The organism is Shinella sp. WSD5-1, from assembly GCF_963942435.1.
Classification (GTDB): Bacteria; Pseudomonadota; Alphaproteobacteria; order Rhizobiales; family Rhizobiaceae; genus Shinella; species Shinella yambaruensis.
In genome coordinates this window covers 2,272,159-2,290,663 of record NZ_OZ012596.1, presented here as the reverse complement: position 1 = coordinate 2,290,663, position 18,505 = coordinate 2,272,159, and the positions used below count along the sequence as shown (strand labels likewise).

General features: G+C 65.3%; 23 protein-coding genes. 13 read left to right on the top strand and 10 right to left on the bottom strand.

The annotated features are described in order from the left end of the window. The first annotated feature begins 13 nt into the window (after positions 1–13). Both AABQ55_RS11240 and AABQ55_RS11235 read left to right on the top strand, forming a co-directional pair. On the top strand, positions 14–1,282 hold the full coding sequence (locus tag AABQ55_RS11240) for a cytochrome P450 (protein WP_443021091.1): 1,269 nt from the start codon (positions 14–16) through the stop codon (positions 1,280–1,282). Positions 1,283–1,290: 8 nt separating this feature from the next. Then, positions 1,291–1,860: a hypothetical protein gene (locus AABQ55_RS11235; RefSeq protein ID WP_272805071.1), complete on the top strand. Its 570-nt coding sequence runs from the start codon at positions 1,291–1,293 to the stop codon at positions 1,858–1,860. A gap of 62 nt (positions 1,861–1,922) precedes the next feature. Here the strand turns inward: AABQ55_RS11235 and AABQ55_RS11230 are convergent, their stop codons facing one another. From AABQ55_RS11230 to AABQ55_RS11215, 4 genes are all read right to left on the bottom strand, one after another. Then, on the bottom strand, positions 1,923–2,267 hold the full coding sequence (locus AABQ55_RS11230; RefSeq protein ID WP_272805070.1) for a cupin domain-containing protein: 345 nt from the start codon (positions 2,265–2,267) through the stop codon (positions 1,923–1,925). A gap of 276 nt (positions 2,268–2,543) precedes the next feature. Continuing rightward, entirely contained in the window at positions 2,544–3,827 is a 1,284-nt protein-coding gene (locus AABQ55_RS11225; RefSeq protein ID WP_244765860.1) for an O-acetylhomoserine aminocarboxypropyltransferase, read from the bottom strand. Between the two features lie 119 nt (positions 3,828–3,946). Further along, positions 3,947–4,375 (bottom strand): CoA-binding protein, encoded by a 429-nt coding sequence (locus AABQ55_RS11220; protein WP_244765861.1) that lies wholly within the window; start codon positions 4,373–4,375, stop codon positions 3,947–3,949. Between the two features lie 65 nt (positions 4,376–4,440). Beyond that, a complete protein-coding gene (locus AABQ55_RS11215; protein ID WP_244765862.1) occupies positions 4,441–4,878 on the bottom strand; it encodes a CoA-binding protein in 438 nt (145 codons plus the stop codon). Between the two features lie 262 nt (positions 4,879–5,140). On the opposite strand from AABQ55_RS11215, the gene AABQ55_RS11210 reads away from it, so the two are divergent. The 3 genes from AABQ55_RS11210 to AABQ55_RS11200 are packed head-to-tail and all read left to right on the top strand — an operon-like array spanning position 5,141 to position 6,571. Further along, complete coding sequence (locus AABQ55_RS11210; protein ID WP_272805069.1) at positions 5,141–5,977, top strand: EamA family transporter; 837 nt, start codon at positions 5,141–5,143, stop codon at positions 5,975–5,977. Between the two features lie 58 nt (positions 5,978–6,035). Then, positions 6,036–6,305 carry a type II toxin-antitoxin system Phd/YefM family antitoxin gene (locus tag AABQ55_RS11205; protein WP_244765864.1) on the top strand — a complete coding sequence of 90 codons (270 nt, stop codon included), beginning with the start codon at positions 6,036–6,038 and terminating at the stop codon, positions 6,303–6,305. Then, entirely contained in the window at positions 6,302–6,571 is a 270-nt protein-coding gene (locus AABQ55_RS11200) for a Txe/YoeB family addiction module toxin (protein ID WP_272805068.1), read from the top strand. The genes AABQ55_RS11205 and AABQ55_RS11200 overlap by 4 nt, the downstream gene beginning before the upstream one ends. A 4-nt stretch (positions 6,572–6,575) precedes the next feature. On the opposite strand, the gene AABQ55_RS11195 is transcribed toward AABQ55_RS11200, so the two are convergent. Continuing rightward, positions 6,576–7,391, bottom strand: coding sequence for an enoyl-CoA hydratase (locus AABQ55_RS11195; protein WP_272805067.1), 816 nt, complete (start codon positions 7,389–7,391; stop codon positions 6,576–6,578). Between the two features lie 139 nt (positions 7,392–7,530). Between AABQ55_RS11195 and AABQ55_RS11190 the strand changes: the two genes are divergently transcribed. The 5 genes from AABQ55_RS11190 to argC all read left to right on the top strand — a co-directional run bounded on the left by AABQ55_RS11190 (position 7,531) and on the right by argC (position 11,338). Beyond that, on the top strand, positions 7,531–7,962 hold the full coding sequence (locus AABQ55_RS11190) for a PaaI family thioesterase (RefSeq protein ID WP_272805066.1): 432 nt from the start codon (positions 7,531–7,533) through the stop codon (positions 7,960–7,962). A 229-nt stretch (positions 7,963–8,191) separates the two neighbouring features. Continuing rightward, complete coding sequence (rplM, locus tag AABQ55_RS11185) at positions 8,192–8,656, top strand: 50S ribosomal protein L13 (protein ID WP_064329732.1); 465 nt, start codon at positions 8,192–8,194, stop codon at positions 8,654–8,656. Positions 8,657–8,658: 2 nt separating this feature from the next. After that, positions 8,659–9,135, top strand: coding sequence for a 30S ribosomal protein S9 (gene rpsI / locus AABQ55_RS11180; protein WP_023513728.1), 477 nt, complete (start codon positions 8,659–8,661; stop codon positions 9,133–9,135). A gap of 183 nt (positions 9,136–9,318) precedes the next feature. Continuing rightward, positions 9,319–10,272, top strand: coding sequence for an agmatinase (gene speB, locus AABQ55_RS11175; protein ID WP_272805065.1), 954 nt, complete (start codon positions 9,319–9,321; stop codon positions 10,270–10,272). 133 nt (positions 10,273–10,405) lie between these two features. Beyond that, a complete protein-coding gene (gene argC / locus AABQ55_RS11170; RefSeq protein WP_272805064.1) occupies positions 10,406–11,338 on the top strand; it encodes an N-acetyl-gamma-glutamyl-phosphate reductase in 933 nt (310 codons plus the stop codon). Positions 11,339–11,345: 7 nt separating this feature from the next. Here the strand turns inward: argC and AABQ55_RS11165 are convergent, their stop codons facing one another. Genes AABQ55_RS11165 through AABQ55_RS11155 form a run of 3 tightly spaced genes read right to left on the bottom strand, consistent with a single transcriptional unit; the run spans position 11,346 to position 13,125 of the window. Beyond that, on the bottom strand, positions 11,346–11,738 hold the full coding sequence (locus AABQ55_RS11165; RefSeq protein ID WP_272807435.1) for a type II toxin-antitoxin system VapC family toxin: 393 nt from the start codon (positions 11,736–11,738) through the stop codon (positions 11,346–11,348). Then, entirely contained in the window at positions 11,738–11,992 is a 255-nt protein-coding gene (locus AABQ55_RS11160; protein WP_244765871.1) for a type II toxin-antitoxin system VapB family antitoxin, read from the bottom strand. The genes AABQ55_RS11165 and AABQ55_RS11160 overlap by 1 nt, the downstream gene beginning before the upstream one ends. A gap of 53 nt (positions 11,993–12,045) precedes the next feature. Then, a complete protein-coding gene (locus tag AABQ55_RS11155) occupies positions 12,046–13,125 on the bottom strand; it encodes a COX15/CtaA family protein (protein ID WP_272805063.1) in 1,080 nt (359 codons plus the stop codon). Between the two features lie 200 nt (positions 13,126–13,325). Between AABQ55_RS11155 and AABQ55_RS11150 the strand changes: the two genes are divergently transcribed. Further along, positions 13,326–13,544 carry a DUF2842 domain-containing protein gene (locus AABQ55_RS11150; protein WP_272805062.1) on the top strand — a complete coding sequence of 73 codons (219 nt, stop codon included), beginning with the start codon at positions 13,326–13,328 and terminating at the stop codon, positions 13,542–13,544. A 1-nt stretch (position 13,545) separates the two neighbouring features. On the opposite strand, the gene AABQ55_RS11145 is transcribed toward AABQ55_RS11150, so the two are convergent. Beyond that, complete coding sequence (locus AABQ55_RS11145) at positions 13,546–13,989, bottom strand: NUDIX hydrolase (protein ID WP_272805061.1); 444 nt, start codon at positions 13,987–13,989, stop codon at positions 13,546–13,548. A 170-nt stretch (positions 13,990–14,159) separates the two neighbouring features. Between AABQ55_RS11145 and AABQ55_RS11140 the strand changes: the two genes are divergently transcribed. Further along, complete coding sequence (locus tag AABQ55_RS11140) at positions 14,160–15,431, top strand: GNAT family N-acetyltransferase (protein WP_272805060.1); 1,272 nt, start codon at positions 14,160–14,162, stop codon at positions 15,429–15,431. 6 nt (positions 15,432–15,437) lie between these two features. On the opposite strand, the gene AABQ55_RS11135 is transcribed toward AABQ55_RS11140, so the two are convergent. After that, on the bottom strand, positions 15,438–17,711 hold the full coding sequence (locus AABQ55_RS11135) for an exopolysaccharide transport family protein (RefSeq protein WP_272805059.1): 2,274 nt from the start codon (positions 17,709–17,711) through the stop codon (positions 15,438–15,440). 214 nt (positions 17,712–17,925) lie between these two features. On the opposite strand from AABQ55_RS11135, the gene AABQ55_RS11130 reads away from it, so the two are divergent. Then, positions 17,926–18,501, top strand: a complete 576-nt coding sequence (locus AABQ55_RS11130; protein ID WP_244765877.1) for a polysaccharide biosynthesis/export family protein — start codon at positions 17,926–17,928, stop codon at positions 18,499–18,501. Positions 18,502–18,505: the final 4 nt, after the last annotated feature.

Below are 18,505 nucleotides of genomic sequence, written 5' to 3'. Positions count from 1 at the left end.
ACCCGACGCCGGTATGCGCTACCCATCGATCATGACGACGACACACTTCCCCTTCCTCTCCATCGATCCCGCCAGCCGCCGCGTCTCGCTCGACGGCCGCAATCCCGATTTCTACCGCGATCCGAACCCGGTTTACGCGGCGCTGCATGCGCACTGTCCCACCTTCTGGTGGGAAGAGCAGAAGATGTGGTACTTCACCGGCTACGACCATGTGAACGGCCTCCTGCGCGACCGCCGCTTCGGCCGGCAGATCCTGCATGTGGCGACGCGCGAGGAGCTTGGCCTGCCGGAGCCGCAGCCGCACCTGACGCATTTCGACGCCGCCGAAGCCTGGTCGCTGCTGGAGCTGGAGCCGCCGGAACACACGCGGCTGCGCACCCTCGTCAATCGCGCCTTCGTCTCGCGCATGATCGAGAAGCTGACGCCGGAGATTTCCGCGCTCTGCCACGAGGCGATCGACCGGTTCGAGAAGGACGGGAAGGTCGAACTGCTCACCGCCTTCGCCGACATCCTGCCGGTGACGATGATCGCCCGCATGATCGGCATTCCCGACGAGATGGGGCCGCAGCTCCTGAAATGGTCGCATGCCTATGTGCGCATGTACATGTTCGGCCGCACCCACGCGGACGAGATAGCGGCCGACAGGGCGGCCGAGGAATTCTCCGCCTATGTCCGCGGCGTCATCGCCGAGCGCCGGGCGGACCCGCGCGACGACCTGCTCTCGCACATGGTGCATACGGAGCACCGCGGCCAGCTCCTGACCGAGGACGAGCTGATATCCACGACCATCGTGCTGCTCAATGCCGGCCACGAGGCGACGGTGCACCAGATCGGCAATGCCGTGCGCACCATCCTGGAAAACGGCGCCGATCCTTCCGTGCTCTTCGCCGACGGGAAGGCGACGGAGCGCACGGTCGAGGAATGCCTGCGCATCTCCGCGCCGGTGCACATCTTCGACCGTTTCGCGCTGGAGGATGTCGAACTCGACGGCATCCATTTCCGCAGGGGCGACAAGGTGGCGATGATCCTCGCGGCCGCCAATCTCGACCCGAGGAAATTCACCGATCCCCTCGTCTTCAAGCCGGACCGCAACGAGGGCGCCAACCTCTCCTTCGGCGCCGGCATCCACTTCTGCATCGGCGCGCCGCTCGCAAGGCTGGAGCTCAACATCGCCCTGCCGATCCTCTTCCAGCGCCTGCCGGGACTAAGAATGGCGCAGAAGCCCGTGGTGAAGGATGTCTACCACTTCCACGGGCTGGAGGCGCTGGAGCTGGAATGGTGAGGCGCTGAGTGGCACACGATAACAATCTCGTCCTCATCGGCGCAATCTTCGTCGCGGTCTATCTGCTCGTTCCCCTCGCCACGCTCGCTTCCGGCTTTCTGAGGTCGCGCGGCGATGAGTGGACGTTCCCGGCGCTCGTGGCCGCCAGTGTCGCACTTTGGGTATTGTTCACGACATCCATGGGTCTGGACAATTTAGCATCGGGTCTTTCTTTACCGTACCTCGGCCTGGTTGTTCTGACGTCGGTCGGCGGCGGCACGCTACGCTTCTTTCTATCTTCCTCTGGTAGCGAGCCATCCTGGGTTGGCAGCATGCTGCTGGGCTTCGCTATTGGCGTTCCGTTACCCCTCACCGGGCTCGGGCAAGTGGGCCTTTTTGCCCAACCGCCACATACAGCCGTCACCATTGTTCTGGTCTGTTTGACTGGCTTCCTGCTCTATCAAGCGTGTTCAGGACGCAGCAGACTACGATTGAGGCAGCCGTTCGACACGTACGGCTTCATATGCTTCTCGCTCGCAGGGACGCTGGGCATCGCGACTATCTTGGCCAATTTTTTCCCTCTACAGGCGGCATCCTAGCCCCTGCATAAGATTGGGGCTCACCCGCCGCCCGATTTGACAAAAGCCTTGCGGGCGAAATCCTAGATGCGGATGACGTAGTCCTTGCGAGTCGTTTCAACGACTTCCCAGGTTCCCTTGAAGCCGGGTCTCAGGATCAGGCGGTCGCCGGCCTTCAGGTGCGTCGTCTCGCCATTTTCCGAAACCACGATCGAGCGCCCTTCCAGGATGTGGAAATACTCCCACTCGTCGTACTGGATGCGCCATTTTCCCGGCGTCGACTGCCAGATGCCGGCATAGATGCCGCCATCGGCCTCCTCGATGTTCCAGGTGGTGAAGACCGGATCGCCCGCGATCAGCCGGTCGGCGGCCGGGCGGCCCGTCTCGGGCGCGATGCCCGCAATGTCGAAATCGCGTATCTTGGTCATAAGGCTGTCCGTTCCTTCCTGAGCCAGATGCCCCTCATCCGGCTGCCGCCGCCTTCTCCCCGCAAGCGGGGCGAAGGCGATGATGCACCGGTTTCCTCAACCAATGCAGACAACGAACGGGAAAGCGCTCCGCGTGTTTCCTTCTCCCCGCCTGCGGGGAGAAGGGGCCGGCAGGCCGGATGAGGGGCAATCCCGTTTATGCCTTGGCCCGTCTATGCCCTGGCCCGTCTATGCCTTGGCCCGTCTATGCCTTGGCCCGTCTATGCCCTGGCCCGTCTATGCCTTGGCCAGCGCCTGCTCGATATCCGCGATGATGTCGGCGACGTCCTCGATGCCGATCGACAGGCGCACGACGTCGGGGCCTGCGCCGGCGGCGACCTGCTGCTCCTCGCTGAGCTGGCGATGGGTGGTGGAGGCCGGGTGGATGACGAGGGAGCGCGTGTCGCCGATATTGGCGAGATGCGAGAGCATTTCCAGGCCCTCGACGAAGCGCTTGCCCGATTCGTAGCCGCCCTTGAGGCCGAAGGTGAAGACGGCGCCGGCGCCCTTGGGCGAATAGCGCTGCTGGGTGGCATGGTTCGGATCGTCCTCCAGGCCCGCATAGGTGACCCAGGAGATCTTGTCGTGGCCCTTCAGCCACTTGGCGACGGCGAGCGCGTTGTCGCAATGGCGCTGCATCCTCAGCGGCAGGGTTTCGATGCCGGTCAAGATCTGGAAGGCGTTGAAGGGCGAGATGGCGGGGCCGAAATCGCGCAGGCCGAGAACGCGGCAGGCGATGGCGAAGGCGAAGTTGCCGAAGGTGGCATGCAGCACGATGCCGGCATATTCCGGCCGCGGCTCGGACAGCATCGGATACTTGCCGGAGGCCGTCCAGTCGAAGGTGCCGCCGTCGACGATGACGCCGCCCATGGAGTTGCCATGGCCGCCCATGAACTTGGTCAGCGAATGCACGACGATGTCGGCGCCGTGCTCCAGCGGGCGCACGAGATAGGGCGTCGCCATGGTGTTGTCGACGATGAGCGGCAGGCCGTGGCGATGGGCGATCTCGGCAATGCCGGCGATATCGACGAAGGTGCCTCCGGGGTTTGCCAGGCTCTCGATGAAGATCGCCTTGGTCTTGTCGTCGATCTGGCTTTCGAAGGAGGAGAGGTCGGCCGTATCGGCCCAGCGCACATGCCAGTCGAAGCTCTTGAAGGCATGGCCGAACTGGTTGATCGAGCCGCCATAGAGCCGGCGCGCGGCGATGAAATTGTCGCCCGGGCGCATGATCGTGTGGAAGACGAGGAGCTGGGCGGCATGGCCCGAGGCGACGGCGAGCGCCGCCGTGCCGCCTTCCAGCGCCGCGACGCGCTCTTCCAGCACCGCCTGGGTCGGGTTCATGATGCGGGTGTAGATGTTGCCGAAGGCCTGGAGGCCGAAGAGCGAGGCGGCATGGTCCGTGTCGTTGAACACAAAGCTCGTGGTCTGGTAGATCGGCGTCGCGCGCGCGCCCGTCGTCGGGTCCGGCTGGGCGCCGGCGTGGATGGCGAGCGTTGCAAATCCGGGCTTGTTCTGCGTCATGAAATGGCCTCCCTGGCTAAAGTCGGGCGCACTATTTCAGAGTGGTAAGAGCCGGTCAAAGAAAGATTTTCCGGAAAAAGGCACAGGCGCGGCAACAGACGTTTTGCCGCCTGAAAACCTCAGGCGACGAGGCGGGGATATTCGATCGCCGGGCAGCGATCCATGACCACCTTGATGCCGGCAGCCTCCGCCTTTGCCGCCGCCGCGTCATGGCGCACCGAGAGCTGGCCCCAGATGACCCTGGGCAACGGGTTCAGCGCCAGCACCTCCTCGACGACCGACGGGAGCGCATCCGCCGCGCGGAAGACATCGACCATGTCGATGGGTTCGACGATATCGGCTAGACGGGCGACGACCGGCTGACCGAGGATCTCCTTGCCGGCCTGGCCGGGATTGACCGGGATGACCCGATAGCCCTTGCGCAGCAGGAAGGCCATCACCCGGTGGCTGGGGCGCTCCGGATTGGGCGAGGCGCCGACGAGCGCGATGAGCTTGGTCGAGCGCAGGATGTCGGCGATGTAATAGTCCGGATAGGAATCGTGGTTCATGCGGCTACCCCGTTTTGCTGCCGGAGAATTGGGGTAACGTTGCGTGAAGTCAATATGCGCGGCGCTCAGGAGGCCTTGAGCATCAGCACCGGATATTCCGTCACCGGGCAGCGATCCATGACCACCTGGATGCCGGCGGCCTCCGCCCGTGCGGCGGCGGCATCGTCGCGCACCGTGAACTGGCCCCAGAGCACGGCGGGAAGCGGATCGAGCGCCAGCACCTCGTCGACGACGGCACCGAACTGGCTTGCCGCGCGAAAGACGTCGACCATGTCGATCGGCTCGGCGATATCGGCAAGATGCGCGTAGACCTTCTGGCCGAGGATGGTCTTTCCGGCATGGCCGGGATTGACGGGAATGACGCGATAGCCCTTGCCGAGTAGGAAGCCCATGACGCCATGGCTCGGCCGCGCATCGTTCGGCGAGGCGCCGAGCACGGCGATCGTGTGCACGGATTTGAGAATGTGGCGGATGTAGCTGTCGGGATAGTGATCGTGGTTCATCGCTGCCTCCTCCGGCGTTCGCGACCGTCTCTCACATGTCTTCCTGACTTCCAGGCTAGCGCAGAACCTTAAAGAAGACGACCGCACCGGGGCCGGCATTCGCGCGCCGATTGTGCCATTGCGGATCAGCTTCGGTCATTTTGCCGCCGCCAGGGCGCATTTTGCCGAAAATCCTGCCGGTATCCCGATTGCAAATCAGCGAAATTGCGCCGATGAAGGACCACGCTCCTCCCCCAATGGCCTGCCCCTTCGAGGTCCCGGATTGCCGCTAGACATTCTTTTTCTCGTGCTGTTCGGCGCGGCTCTTCATGCCGTCTGGAATGCCCTCGTCAAATCCGGCACGGACAAGTCGCTCGACGCGGCCATGGTCTCGCTCGGCGGCGGCATGATCGGCCTTGCCTTCCTGCCGTTCGTGCCCATGCCCGATCCGGCGGCCTGGCCCTTCGTGCTCACCTCGGCCGTCCTGCAATTCGCCTATTTCCAGCTCGTCGCCGCCGCGTACCGGGCCGGCGATATCGGCCTCGTCTATCCGCTGATGCGGGGCGCCGCGCCCCTTCTTGTCGCCATGACGAGCGGCCTCGTCCTGGGGGAGCACCTGACACCGGGCGCAATGGCCGGCGTGCTGGTCATTTCCGTCGGCGTGCTGACGCTCGCCTTCGAATCGCGTCATGGCAGCCGCCGGGCCATCGCCTATGCACTGGCGAACGCCGCCGTCATCGCCACCTATACCTTCGTCGACGGCGCCGGCGCGCGCGTTTCCGGCAATGCAGTTTCCTACACGCTGTGGATGTCGTTGCTGCCGCCGGTGCTGCTCTTCGGCTGGGCGGTCGCGCGGCGCGGCAGCAGGCCGGTCTGGACGCATGTGCGCCGCAACTGGGTGCGCGGCCTCCTTGGCGGCGCCGGCTCCATCGCCTCCTACGGCCTCGCCCTCTGGGCCATGACCAAGGCGCCGGTCGCCACCGTCGCCGCGCTGCGCGAAACCGCCATCCTCTTCGCCCTCCTCATCTCGGTCTTCATCCTCAAGGAGAAGGCCAGCATCTGGCGCTACATCGCCAGTGCCGTGATCGCGGCAGGCGTGTTGGTGCTGAAGCTGGCTTGAGGATTGAAATCCCCGCCCGCAGAGTGTATGTACGTATTATTGTACAGAGGACACCAGCATGAAGGTCGTCAGCCTTTCCGAACTGCGCGCGAACATTGCCAAGCACTTCGACAGCGTCGAGGCCGACCGGGACGAACTGATCGTCACGCGGCAGAACCGCGAGCCGATGGTTGTCATGTCGCTCGCCGATTTCGAGAGCTGGAAGGAAACGATGTACCTTACCGCCGGCCCGGCGAACCGCGCGCATCTGCTGCGCTCGATCCAATCGCTCGATGCGGGCAAGGGCGAGACAAGAACGCTCGACGAGCTGACCGTCACCGGCGAATGAAGATCTGCTTTTCTCCCGAAGCCTGGGCCGATTTCACCTATTGGGTCGAAACGGACCGCAAGACCGCGGAGAAGATCGTCGGCCTGATCAAGGAATGCCGGCGGGAACCGTTTTCCGGCCTCGGCAAGCCCGAGCCGCTGCGCGGGGAGCTGAAAGGCTTCTGGTCACGCCGGATCACGCACGAGCACCGACTGGTCTACCGCGTGACCGGCAGCGGCCAGGCCCAGATGCTGGAAATCGCCGCCTGCCGCTACCACTACGGCTGAAGGGCTATTTCCACTCCGGCATGCGCTTTGCGAGGAATGCGCCGATCCCCTCCTTCGCGTCATCGACCAGCATGTTGTCGACCATCGTCGCGACGGCGATGTCATAGGCTTCGGCAAGCGGCAGGCCGGCCTGGGCGCGGAAGGCGGCCTTGCCGATGCGCAACGCCTGCGGCGACTTGGAGGCGATGACGGCGGCATATTTGTCGACGACCTGGCGCAGGTACTGCTGCGGCACGATGCGGTTGACGAGGCCGAAATCCTTGGCGGTGGAGGCGTCGATGGTCTCGCCCGTGAGCAGCATCTCCATCGCCTGCTTGGGATGGGCGGCGCGGGTGACGGCGACCATCGGCGTCGAGCAGAACAGGCCGATATTGACGCCCGGCGTGCAGAAGGCGGAGGTGTCGGTGCAGATGGCAAGGTCGCAGCTGGCGACGAGCTGGCAGCCGGCGGCCGTGGCGAGCCCGTCGATCTCGGCGACGACCGGCTGCGGCAGCGCGGCGATCTTCAGCATGATATCCGCCGCCATGCGCATGGTCTTCTCGAAGAAGGCACGCCCGCCGTCCGCATCGCCGCGGCGGGCGGTCATCTCCTTGAGGTCGTGGCCGGCGGAAAACACCTTTCCGGTCGAGGCGAGCACGACGACGCGGATGGCCTCGTCGCCCGCGGCCGCATCGAGCGCCTCGCCGAGCGCCTCCATGACGGCGATGGAGAGAACATTGGCCGGCGGGTTGTTGAGCGTGATCCTGAGGATCGGCTCATGCCGTTCGATGCGCACCAGCCCGGCCGGCTCCTCTTTCCTGAACGACACCACATCCGCCATGATCGCCTCCCTTGTGAGCTTTCCACAGCGTCCTACGCTTCACCGCACCCCGTTTCAAGTTGGGCGACATAGACTTTGAGAGGGCTTGCCCCTCGGCGCAAATCGGTCTGTAAACGCCTGGCAGGCGGAGGAGAAAACCATGACCCTGACCCCCATCATGGACCGGGACGCCCTGAACCGGTTCCTCGAAACCGATTTTCCGCAGATCCATACGGATGGAAAGGTTTTCGACGTGACCGAGGTGGGGCCAGGCACGGTCGTCATGCGGCTCGCGCCGAACGAGCGGCATCTGCGCCCCGGCGGCACGGTCTCCGGCCCCACCCTGTTCGCGCTGGCCGATGTCGCGGCCTATTGCGTGGTGCTGGCGCATATCGGCCCCGTGGCGCTCGCCGTCACCACCAATCTCAACATCAACTTCCTGCGCAAACCGGAACCCGGCCCCCTCACCTGCACCTGCCGGCTGCTCAAGCTCGGCAAGCGGCTGGCGGTGATCGAGGCGTCGATTTTCGGCGAGGATGCCGCGGATCTGGTGGCGCATGCCACCGCGACCTATTCGATTCCGCCGCGGTAACTTGTGGTATCGAAATACCTCTTCTATAACATATTGTTTTTGCTTATTTATCTTTGACGACACCCGAGTGGAGCCCCTTGACGTCCCGTCGGCTCTCGCTTATAAGCCGCTCCAGATCGCGGTCCCCACGGGCCGCGTTCGATTTTTGGCACCCGCAAGGGGCCAAACCAAGCAACAAGAAACGCCCGTCGCCTCAAAACCTCGGGATCGAAAAAGAAAGACATCTCCCATGGCAACCTTCGTACAGAAGCCCGCCGAGGTAGAAAAGAAGTGGATCCTCATCGACGCCGAAGGCCTCGTTGTCGGTCGCCTCGCTACCCTCATCGCCAACCGCCTGCGCGGCAAGCACAAGGCAACCTTCACGCCCCACGTCGATGACGGCGACAACGTCATCGTCATCAACGCCGAGAAGGTCGTCTTCACCGGCAAGAAGTACTCCGACAAGAAGTACTACTGGCACACCGGTTACCCGGGCGGCATCAAGGAGCGTACGGCTCGCCAGATCATCGAAGGCCGCTTCCCGGAGCGCGTCCTCGAAAAGGCCGTCGAACGCATGGTTCCGCGTGGCCCGCTCGGCCGTCGCCAGATGAAGAACCTGCGCGTCTACGCCGGCGCCAACCACCCGCATGAAGCCCAGCAGCCCGTCGCCCTCGACGTCGCCAAGCTGAACAGCAAGAACACAAGGAGCGCCTGATAATGGCCGACCTCTCCTCGCTCAAGGACCTCGGCGTCGCTGCTGCAGCTCCGGCCGCTTCCGCCCCGGTTCACGTCAAGAAGGTTGACGCCCAGGGCCGTTCCTACGCCACCGGCAAGCGCAAGGACGCTGTCGCCCGCGTGTGGGTCAAGCCGGGCTCCGGCAAGATCACCGTCAACGGCAAGTCGTTCGAAGCCTATTTCGCACGCCCGGTCCTGCAGATGATCCTGCAGCAGCCGATCGTCGCGGCGGCCCGTGACGGCCAGTTCGACATCGACGCCACCGTCGCCGGCGGCGGCCTTTCCGGCCAGGCCGGTGCCGTTCGTCACGGCATCTCCAAGGCGCTGACCTACTTCGAGCCGGGCCTGCGCTCGGTCCTCAAGAAGGGCGGCTTCCTGACCCGCGACTCGCGCGTCGTCGAACGCAAGAAGTACGGCAAGGCCAAGGCCCGCCGTTCGTTCCAGTTCTCCAAGCGTTGATCGCTCGGACGACATGCTCTTCAGGAAAGGCCGGGGTTCGCCCCGGCCTTTTCGTTTTCTGGATGATGCGCCCCGGCGCCATCGAACGCCTTTCACCATATCTTTCGTTTTCCTGCGCCCAAAATTCCCTTGCCTTCAGGATCGCGATTGGCGAACGTCCCGCCACATTCGGAGGGATCATTCATGGCCAACAAGACGATCGACCATGCCATCACGGCGAGGACGCTGAAGAGCGCCGCCTCGGACCCGACCCATGCGGGCATCCTCTCCTTCATGCGCCGGCGCTATACGAAAATCCTGAAGGATGTCGACGCGGTCGTCTGGGGCATTCCCTTCGATGCCGCGACCTCCAACCGGCCCGGCACGCGCTTCGGGCCGCAGGCCATCCGCCGCGCCTCGGCGATCATGGACAACGACCCGCAATATCCCTTCGAGCGCGACCTCTTCGCGGACATGGCCGTCATCGACTACGGCGACTGCCTGCTCGACTACGGCAACCACCAGAAGACGCCCGGCACGATCGAGCGCGAGGCGAGGAAGATCCTCAAATCCGACGCCTACATGCTGACGCTCGGCGGCGACCATTTCATCACGCTGCCGCTCCTGCGCGCCCATGCGGAAAAATACGGCCCCCTCTCCCTCGTGCAGTTCGACGCCCACCAGGATACCTGGGCGGACGAGAAGGGCCGCATCGACCACGGCTCCTTCGTCGGCACGGCGGTGCGCGAGGGGCTGATCGATCCCGAGACCTCGATCCAGATCGGCATCCGCACCCATGCGCCGGAGGATTGCGGCATCCGCATCCTCTACGGCTATGACGTGGAGGAGATGACCGCCGGCGAGATCGCCGATGCGATCGTCCACCATATCGGGGACGGGGCGACCTACCTCACCTTCGATATCGACTGCCTCGACCCGGCCTTCGCGCCCGGCACCGGCACGCCCGTCTCCGGCGGTCCGTCGAGCGCGAAAATCCTGTCGGTCCTGCGCAAGCTCGGTGCGCTGAACATCGTCGGATCGGATGTGGTCGAGGTCGCGCCGGCCTATGACCATGCGGACATCACGGCCATCGCCGGTTCCAATATCGCCATGTACATGCTGGGGCTTCACGCCGCAAAACTGGCCGAGCGGCGCTGACGGCGCCGCATTGAATGCGGCGGGCCGAGGAGTTATATCGGGCCGGAAATTCTCTTTCCCGCACGTTCGGACGCAAGGCCGCGGCAGGGTCTTGCCGGAATTGAGGCAGGCTTCTCACAGGATTGGATTGCAGATGAAACCGAAGATCTTCATCGATGGCGAACACGGCACGACGGGCCTGCAGATCCGCACGCGCATGGCCGGCCGCGACGATGTCGAGCTCCTCTCGATCCCCGAGGCCGAGCGCCGCAATGCCAGGCTGCGCGAGGACCTCCTGAACAGTGCCGACGTCGCCATCCTCTGCCTGCCCGACGATGCGGCGAAGGAGGCCGTCGCCATGGTCGCCGCTAACAATTCCGTCCGCATCATCGACACCTCGACGGCGCATCGCGTCAACCCGGACTGGGCCTATGGCTTTGCCGAGATGGATCGCGAACAGCCGAAGAAGATCGCCGCTGCCCGCTATGTCGCCAATCCCGGCTGCTACCCGACGGGCGCGATCGGGCTGCTGCGCCCGCTCCGCCTTGCCGGCCTGCTGCCGGAGGACTATCCGGTCACGGTCAACGCCGTTTCGGGCTACACCGGCGGCGGCAAGCAGATGATCGCGCAGATGGAGGATGCAGGCCATCCGGATCCCATCGATGCGCCGCACTTCCTCTACGGCCTCACGCTCAAGCACAAGCATGTGCCGGAAATGCAGGTGCACGGCCTGCTTTCCCGCGCGCCCCTCTTCTCGCCCTCCGTCGGAAAGTTCCCGCAGGGCATGATCGTGCAGGTGCCGCTCTATCTTGCGGACCTCAACGACCACGCCTCGCTCGGCTCGATCCACGAGGCGCTGGCCGCGCATTATGCCGGCCAGGACATCGTCGAGGTGGTGGACCTCAAGGAAAGCGCCAACCTCGCCCGCGTCAACGCCGTTGAGCTGGCCGATACGGACCGCATGAAGCTCTACGTCTTCGGCACCGCCGGCGCGCCGCATGTCAACCTCGTCGCCCTGCTCGACAATCTCGGCAAGGGCGCATCGGGCGCCGCCGTGCAGAACATGAACCTGATGCTGAAGGCATGAGTTCGCCTCAGGCAAGCGCGGAGCGTATATCCGTCAGGCCGAAATCGTTGCCCTTGAACAGCAAGGGCTCGTCGAGAGCCTTTGCGAGCGCGTAGGAAAAGCAGTCGCCGATATTCAGGCCGGCCGGATGCCTCCCCTTGCCATAGGCACGAAAGCCGGCAATGGCGAGATTGACCTGGGCGCCATCGACCGAGACGGTCTCGGCGCTCACCGCATCCAGCAGCGCCTCCAACGCGGCACGCCCCTCTTCGCCCTTTCGTCCTTCGACCACACAGGTGACTTCGACGCGTGTGACGGCGGAAATCAGGCATCGCCCGCCAGTTGCCAGCACCTCCTCGAAGATCGCCGCGTCATCTTCCTGGAACAGCACGGCCGCGAGCGCCGAGGTGTCGATGACCATCACCAGAGCCCGTCGTCATCATAGCCCACGATGTCGTCCGCGGACCGGCCGTCCCTGTCGGGCAGCGCCGCGCAGGCGGCACCGATCGCATGCAGGCGGCGTTTCAGGTCGGACGGCTGGCCGCGGCGGCGGCGTTCCCGTTCGAGGCGCTCGGCAAGCGCCTTGCGGATCGCCGTCGTCAGGCTCTCACCGGTCAAGGCGGCCACTTCGCGGGCGAGCCGATCCGTTTCCGCATCCTTCAGGCTGAGTGCCATGGCACACCTCTTCTATAAAACGCTCAGGATTATATAAGAGGTGACGCTTCAAGTCACGACCGTTCCATTTCCCCGTAGAACCCGCGCCAATGGGCGACCGCGAAGCCGAGCACGACCAGCGCTCCGCCCTGGTGGGCCAGCGCCCAGCCGAGCGGGACCTGCCAGAGGAGCGTGAGGATGCCGATCGTCGCCTGGAGACAGACGAGGCCGAACAGCACGAGGGCGCGGCGGGCATGCGTCGTTTCGGGGGCGGCGCGCAGCGAGGCGATCATGTGAATGGCGACGAGCGCGAAGAGCACGTAGGCGCCGATGCGGTGGACGAACTGCACCGTCTTCGGGTTCTCGAAAAGGTTGATCCACCAGGGCTGCTGCACGAAGAGGCCATCCGGCACGACGGCGCCGTCCATCAGCGGCCAGGTGTTGTAGGTGAGGCCGGCGTCGAGGCCGGCGACGAGGGCGCCGAGATAGATCTGGAAGATCGCCATGCAGGCGATGATGCCGGCCATCCGGCGGGAACCGTCCGTCGGCGCGGCGTCGTCGCCGTGCGGCGAAAGCGCCCGCATCAGCCATGTCGTCCAGGCAAAGATCAGACAGGCGATGGTAAGGTGCGTGGCGAGCCGGTACTGGCTGACGGAAACCCGCTCGGCAAGGCCGGATGTGACCATCCACCAGCCGATGAACCCCTGGAAACCGCCGAGCGCCAGAAGGCCGACGAGCGGCCAGCGCAGCTTCTTCTCGATCCGGCCGGTCAGCCAGAAGAAGGCGAGCGGCACGGCGAAGACGAAGCCGATGGAGCGGGCGATCAGCCGGTGGGCCCATTCCCACCAGAAGATCGTCTTGAACTCCTCGACGGTCATGTCCTTGTTGATCTGCTGATATTGCGGAATGCGCTTGTAGAGGTCGAACTCCTCCTGCCACTCCTTGTCGCCGATCGGCGGGATGACGCCGTGGATCGGCTTCCATTCGGTGATGGAAAGGCCGGATTCGGTGAGCCGCGTCGCGCCGCCCACCAGCACCAGCACGAACAGCGTGAACAGCACGAAGCCGAGCCACCGGCGCACCTGGCGGCGGTTGCGGTCGGTCCTGTCCGTGTCACTGTGGCTGCGGTATGCGGTCGCGGTCGTGGCGCTCATCGTCTCGGCTCCTGTTCCGGAGCGGCGGGCGGCCCGCCATTCCGGTTCCTTTCTCGCGTCCTTCCGGCAAAACCGCGCGCGCGGCTTCAGCCGGAACGACTGTGGCGTTGATTTGCCTGACCGGCCCGTGCAAAACAAGGCCCGAACCTTTGCGGCATGCCGTCGCGCCATTTTGCCGCTACCGAAGTGAAAGACTGCCCATGCCCCCTCGCCTCAGAAAACTGGTCGGCACGATCCTGATCATCATCCTCGTGCTCGTCTATGCGCTGGTCGCGACCACCGTCGCCGCCGCCACACTCGGGCAATCGCCATGGTACATCCACCTTCTCTACTTCACCGTGACCGGCCTTTTGTGGATCCTGCCGGCAATGCTGATCATCAAGTGGATGGAAAAGCCGGGCAAGCCGCGCGACGAATAGGCTATGCCTGAAGATGGGCGGCAAGGCCGGCGGGATAAAGCTCCACGCCGGCCGGCAGCGCGAGCGGATAGAACCAGCGTGCCGTCCAGAGCGAGCGGTCATGCTCGACGAGCGTGATCTCGGGCCGGCGATAGAGGCTTTCGTCGAGCAGGTAGATGTTCGCGACGAAAATGAACTCGTGGCCCTGCGCGCCCTCATGCCAGTAGAGGTTCTCGAAGGTCGTCCACGGGCCGTCTATGGCGATCTCGCAGCCGAACTCCTCGCGGAACTCGCGGGCGAGCGCCTCCTCTCGCGTTTCGCCGAACTCGATGGAGCCGCCGGGCGGGCGCACACCCTTGACCGTGCCGTCGTCGCGCGTCACTTCCGCCGCCAGCAGCCGGCCGCCGTGCCAGGCAAGGCCCAGCACCTTCACATGGATTTTCTGCGGCGGCCGCCAGGTCTGCATGGGTCCCTCCTGCCGGCGGGGTGCATCACCCGCCGCTCTCGTTATCGACTTGCTAACCGCGCTGGCCGATTTCCCGGGGCATACGGGCCGGCGCCAGCGGATTTAAACCAATTGCGCAGGCCTGACGCCTATTGTGTCGCTGCGGCAACCGAATGCACGAAGGCCAGGCCATGGGAGCGATGCAACTCCATTTCCAGATCATGCCGTCCGAACGCGACCGCGCACGCGGCGGTCTGGCGCCGGCGGCCGGCGACGACCATACCCGCTCGACGCTGCCGCTGTCGATCCGCCTGCACGAGCGGATGGAACCGCTGGAGGCCTGCTGGCGGGCACTCGAAACGGACAACCCGCTTTCGCTCCACCAGAGCTACGACTGGTGCCGCGCCTGGGCGGAAAGCCATGCCTGCCGGCTGCTGATCGTCGAGGGCCTTTCCGGCGGGCGCACGCATCTCCTGCTGCCGTTCGAAATCGTGCGCCGCGGGCCGATCCGCATCGCCCGCTTCCTCGCCGCCCCGTTCAGCAACATCAATACGGGTCTCTATTCGCGGGATTTCCGCGCCCTTGCCGCCCCGCCACGCCTCCGGCAGGCACTGGACACGGTGCGGGGGCAGCTTGCCCGCCACTGCGACATCTTCCTGCTTGAGAACATGCCGCTGGACTGGCGTGCCGAGGCGAGCCCCTTTTCCGATCTTCCTGCGGTGCTAAACCAGAATTCCGCCTTCCAGATCGAACTCTTCCCCGATTTCGAGCGCACGCTGGCGCAGGTCAACGCCCGCCGCCGCCGCAAGAAGTTCCGCTCCTCCGAGCGCCGCCTGATGGCGCTTGGCGGCTACGAATACGTCATCGCCGAGGCCGGCAGGGAGAGCCGGGCGCTGCTGGAAACCTTCTTCCAGCAGAAGGCCGCACGTTTCGACGCCATGGGCCTGCCCGACGTCTTTCGCGACGAGGACACGCGGGATTTCTTCCGCCGGCTGGTGTCGGTGCCCGAGGCGGACGGCAGCTATCCGCTGCAACTCCATGCCGTGCGCCTCAAGGGTGGGAACGACGGCCGGATCGCCGCCATTGCCGGCCTGTCGCGCAAGGGCGACCATGTGATCTGCCAGTTCGGCTCGATCGACGACACGATCGCCGCGGATGCCAGCCCCGGTGAATTCCTGTTCTACCTTGCCATCCGGAAACTGTGCGGCGAGGGCGTGCGCCTGTTCGACTTCGGCATCGGCGACCAGCCCTACAAGCGCTCCTGGTGCACGATCGAGACGCGGCAGCACGACCTGCTCTGGCCGACGACGGTTGCCGGGGCGACGGTTGCCGCGCTGCACCGGGCCAAGACCGGCACGAAACGCCTCATAAAGCAGAACCCGCAGGTCTACGCCTTCCTGCAGCGCCTGCGCTCCGGCAAGACGGCACGCCCGCGCGCGGATGGCGCGGACGACGCGGACTGATCCGCCCTATGCCGCCCGGCGGCCCGGATAGCGCGGCGGCTCGCCCCCCTCGCCCGTCATCAGCATGACCTCGCTGTAGCCGGCCGCGCCGAAGGCGTCGATCATCTCGACGATCTCGTCCTCGTCGGCGCCCGGAAGGGAGAGGATGATATCGGTCTCCTGGTCGCGCGTCAGGCGCCGCACGCCCTCCACGTCGGCCGGGCCGCATTCCACGATCACCGTGTCATAGGCATCGGCAAGCGAGGAGATGACCATCGCCAGCCGGTCGATGCCGCGCATGGCGCGCTTGATGTTCGCATTGCCGCGCGGAACGACGTGCGCCCCGGACAACCGGTCGCCATGGATGATGTCGCCGAAGACGGCGTCGCCGACGAGGAGATCGGTGATGCCGGGCATATGGGCGGACTGCGCCATCAGGCGCGTCGGGCAGGCCGAGCCGGTCAGGTCGATGATCAGCGTCTTGCGATGTTCCTCCGCGATGCGGCGGGCCAGCATGACGGTGGCGGTGGAACCACGGTCGCCGGAGGGCGAGACGGAGATCGCGACCGAGACGTTGTTCTCGACCATGTACCGGGCAACGGCGGCAATGGAGAATTCCGCCTCCTCCTCCCCGGGGTCGGCCGTATCGAGCAGCGAAGCGGGTGAGCCCGCCTCTGTCTCCTGCTCCTCCTCGTCCTCGTCGGGCGCGATGTCGGCCAGCAGGGATTTTGCCGGCGCGCGGACGTCGCGGACCGGGCCATGGTCGAGGCGCGCGACCGGATCGCGGTGCAAGGCGGGGGTTTTGTGGATGACCGGTTCCTCCGCAGGAAGGTCCGCCTCGACCTCGTCCTCGACGGCCTCCTCCTCGCGCCGCGCCGGGACCGCAGCGGCAGCGCCCACCGGCTTCAGCGCGCGGCCGCTGAAGAGTTCGGCCAGCAGGATGGCGATCGCGCTCAGCATGAAGCCGGCAAGACCGCCGACGATGGTGATCGGCACGACCTTCGGGAAGGCCACCTCCGTCGGCTCGACGGCGGCCGAAATGATGCGGGCATCGGCCGGCGTGGAGCTGCTGTCGGTGCGCGAGGTGGCCTCGCGGTAGCGGGCGAGATAGGTTTCGAGCAGCTGGCGCTGGGCGGTCGCCTCGCGCTCCAGCGCCTTGAGGCCGACTTCGTCCTCGCCGGCGCGCGCGCTGTTCGCCTTCACCGTGTTGAGCTGCTGCAGAAGCTGGGTTTCGCGCAGCTGGGCGGTGCGGGCCTCGTTTTCGAGGCTCGACAGGATCTTCTGCGTCTCCGCCTTGATCTGCCCGCGGATGCCGGCAAGCTGCGAGCGCAGGCCCTTGAGGCGCGGGTGGCCGTCGAGCAGCGAGGTGGAGAGATCGGAGATCTGGCCCTGGATCTGCGCCTCGCTTTCCTTCAGCCGCTGGATCATCTGCGAGCCGACGACGTCGCTCAGCGTGTCCGGCGCGCCGCCGGTCTTGAGCACGGTGCGCACGCTTTCGGCCCGCGCTTCCGCATTGGCGCGCTCGCCGCGCACGCGGGCAAGTTCCGTCGAGATGTCCGTGAGCTGGCGCACGGCAAAGGTGGAGTTCTCGCCGGTCGGCAGGAGATCGGATTGCGAGCGGTATTCGGCGACCTTCTGCTCGGCCTCGCGCACCTTCTCGCGCAGGTTGGCGATCTCCGGCTCCAGCCAGCGCGTCGCCTCGGAATTGGTGTCGAGCTTCGCCCCGCTCTGCAGCGAGAGATAGACCTTCGCCATCTCGTTGGGGATCTCGGCGGCAAGGCGCGGGTCCTTGGAGGAGAACTCGATGCCGATGACGCGCGAGCGCTCCACCTGGTAGACGACGAGCTTGCTGTTGAACTCCTTCAGCACGCGCTCCTCCGGCTCGAGGTCGAGCGGGCTCTTCTTCAGGCCGAAGAGGACGAGCAGGTCGGAAATGGCCGAGGGCTTCGCGGCCGGATCGAACTCCTCCAGCTCATAGAGCTTCATGTTGCGCGCGACCTGCTTGATAAGGTCGGCGGACCGCAGGAGCTGAACCTGGCTGGCGATGCCGAGTTCGTCCAGGGCCGGCTGCTGCTCGCGGCCCTGCGCGCGGTCGGTGCCCGTCGTGAAGGCCGGCTCGCGCGTTTCGATGAGCAGGCGGGCCTCGCTCTTGTAGCGCGGCGTGACGAGGCTGGCGCCGGCAAAGGCAATGCCCGCGCAGGCGACGGTGGCAAGCAGCACGCGCATGCGGTTGCGCCAGATCGCGCCGAAAAGGCCGCCAAGATCGATATCGACATCCTGCTGGCTGTGCGCGCCCGACATATCCCAACTCCAAACACCACGAATTTCGCGCAGGGTAAACAAACATGGTAACGCAAGGGTTAATCGCCGGCGGCCGCCCCGTCCCTTCCCTCGGGCCGCGCCCCGCGAAAAAACCGCCTTGCCCGACCGATCCCGCCCATGCCTTTACCGGCTATTAACCCTAACGGATCGATAACGGGGGCCAGACTTCTGATTCCGGGATTGGGTAAAGCGAATGGCATTCGCAACAATCAACAAGGGCATGCTGCTTGCGCTGGCACTCGTCGTGCCGGCCGTTGCGGGCTGCAGCGGCTACCGCCCCGCCCCAAAGGCGTTTCATGAGGCGACCATCCAGCCCTACCGCCTCGACAGCGGCGACCGGCTGCGCATCACCGTCTTCGAACAGGCCGGCCTCAGCAATACCTATTCGATCGACCAGGCCGGCTACGTCGCCTTTCCGCTCATCGGCGCGGTGCCGGCGCGCGGCCAGACGATCCAGGAACTGGAAAGCATCATCGCGACGAAGCTGAGGCAGGGATATCTGCGCGATCCGGACGTCTCCATCGAGGTCGACCGCTACCGCGCGATCTACGTGATGGGCGAAGTGGGCCAGGCCGGGCAGTACAGCTATGTCGCCGGCATGACGATCCAGAACGCCATTGCGTTGGCCGGCGGCTTCTCGCCGCGCGCCAACCAGGGCGATGTCGACGTCACCCGCAAGATCAACGGCAAGATCCTCACGGGCCGTGTCTCCATTTCCGATCCGGTGCTGGCCGGCGACACCATCTATGTCCGCGAACGGCTGTTCTAAGCAA

Coding starts and splice junctions, on each gene's coding strand:
- AABQ55_RS11240 (WP_443021091.1), top strand. CDS start 14: ATGCGCTACCCATCGATCATGACGACGACACACTTCCCCTTCCTCTCC.
- AABQ55_RS11230 (WP_272805070.1), bottom strand. CDS start 2,267: ATGACCAAGATACGCGATTTCGACATTGCGGGCATCGCGCCCGAGACG.
- AABQ55_RS11225 (WP_244765860.1), bottom strand. CDS start 3,827: ATGACGCAGAACAAGCCCGGATTTGCAACGCTCGCCATCCACGCCGGC.
- AABQ55_RS11220 (WP_244765861.1), bottom strand. CDS start 4,375: ATGAACCACGATTCCTATCCGGACTATTACATCGCCGACATCCTGCGC.
- AABQ55_RS11215 (WP_244765862.1), bottom strand. CDS start 4,878: ATGAACCACGATCACTATCCCGACAGCTACATCCGCCACATTCTCAAA.
- AABQ55_RS11205 (WP_244765864.1), top strand. CDS start 6,036: ATGAAGGTCGTCAGCCTTTCCGAACTGCGCGCGAACATTGCCAAGCAC.
- AABQ55_RS11200 (WP_272805068.1), top strand. CDS start 6,302: ATGAAGATCTGCTTTTCTCCCGAAGCCTGGGCCGATTTCACCTATTGG.
- AABQ55_RS11195 (WP_272805067.1), bottom strand. CDS start 7,391: ATGGCGGATGTGGTGTCGTTCAGGAAAGAGGAGCCGGCCGGGCTGGTG.
- AABQ55_RS11190 (WP_272805066.1), top strand. CDS start 7,531: ATGACCCTGACCCCCATCATGGACCGGGACGCCCTGAACCGGTTCCTC.
- rplM (WP_064329732.1), top strand. CDS start 8,192: ATGGCAACCTTCGTACAGAAGCCCGCCGAGGTAGAAAAGAAGTGGATC.
- rpsI (WP_023513728.1), top strand. CDS start 8,659: ATGGCCGACCTCTCCTCGCTCAAGGACCTCGGCGTCGCTGCTGCAGCT.
- speB (WP_272805065.1), top strand. CDS start 9,319: ATGGCCAACAAGACGATCGACCATGCCATCACGGCGAGGACGCTGAAG.
- argC (WP_272805064.1), top strand. CDS start 10,406: ATGAAACCGAAGATCTTCATCGATGGCGAACACGGCACGACGGGCCTG.
- AABQ55_RS11165 (WP_272807435.1), bottom strand. CDS start 11,738: ATGGTCATCGACACCTCGGCGCTCGCGGCCGTGCTGTTCCAGGAAGAT.
- AABQ55_RS11160 (WP_244765871.1), bottom strand. CDS start 11,992: ATGGCACTCAGCCTGAAGGATGCGGAAACGGATCGGCTCGCCCGCGAA.
- AABQ55_RS11155 (WP_272805063.1), bottom strand. CDS start 13,125: ATGAGCGCCACGACCGCGACCGCATACCGCAGCCACAGTGACACGGAC.
- AABQ55_RS11150 (WP_272805062.1), top strand. CDS start 13,326: ATGCCCCCTCGCCTCAGAAAACTGGTCGGCACGATCCTGATCATCATC.
- AABQ55_RS11145 (WP_272805061.1), bottom strand. CDS start 13,989: ATGCAGACCTGGCGGCCGCCGCAGAAAATCCATGTGAAGGTGCTGGGC.
- AABQ55_RS11140 (WP_272805060.1), top strand. CDS start 14,160: ATGGGAGCGATGCAACTCCATTTCCAGATCATGCCGTCCGAACGCGAC.
- AABQ55_RS11135 (WP_272805059.1), bottom strand. CDS start 17,711: ATGTCGGGCGCGCACAGCCAGCAGGATGTCGATATCGATCTTGGCGGC.
- AABQ55_RS11130 (WP_244765877.1), top strand. CDS start 17,926: ATGGCATTCGCAACAATCAACAAGGGCATGCTGCTTGCGCTGGCACTC.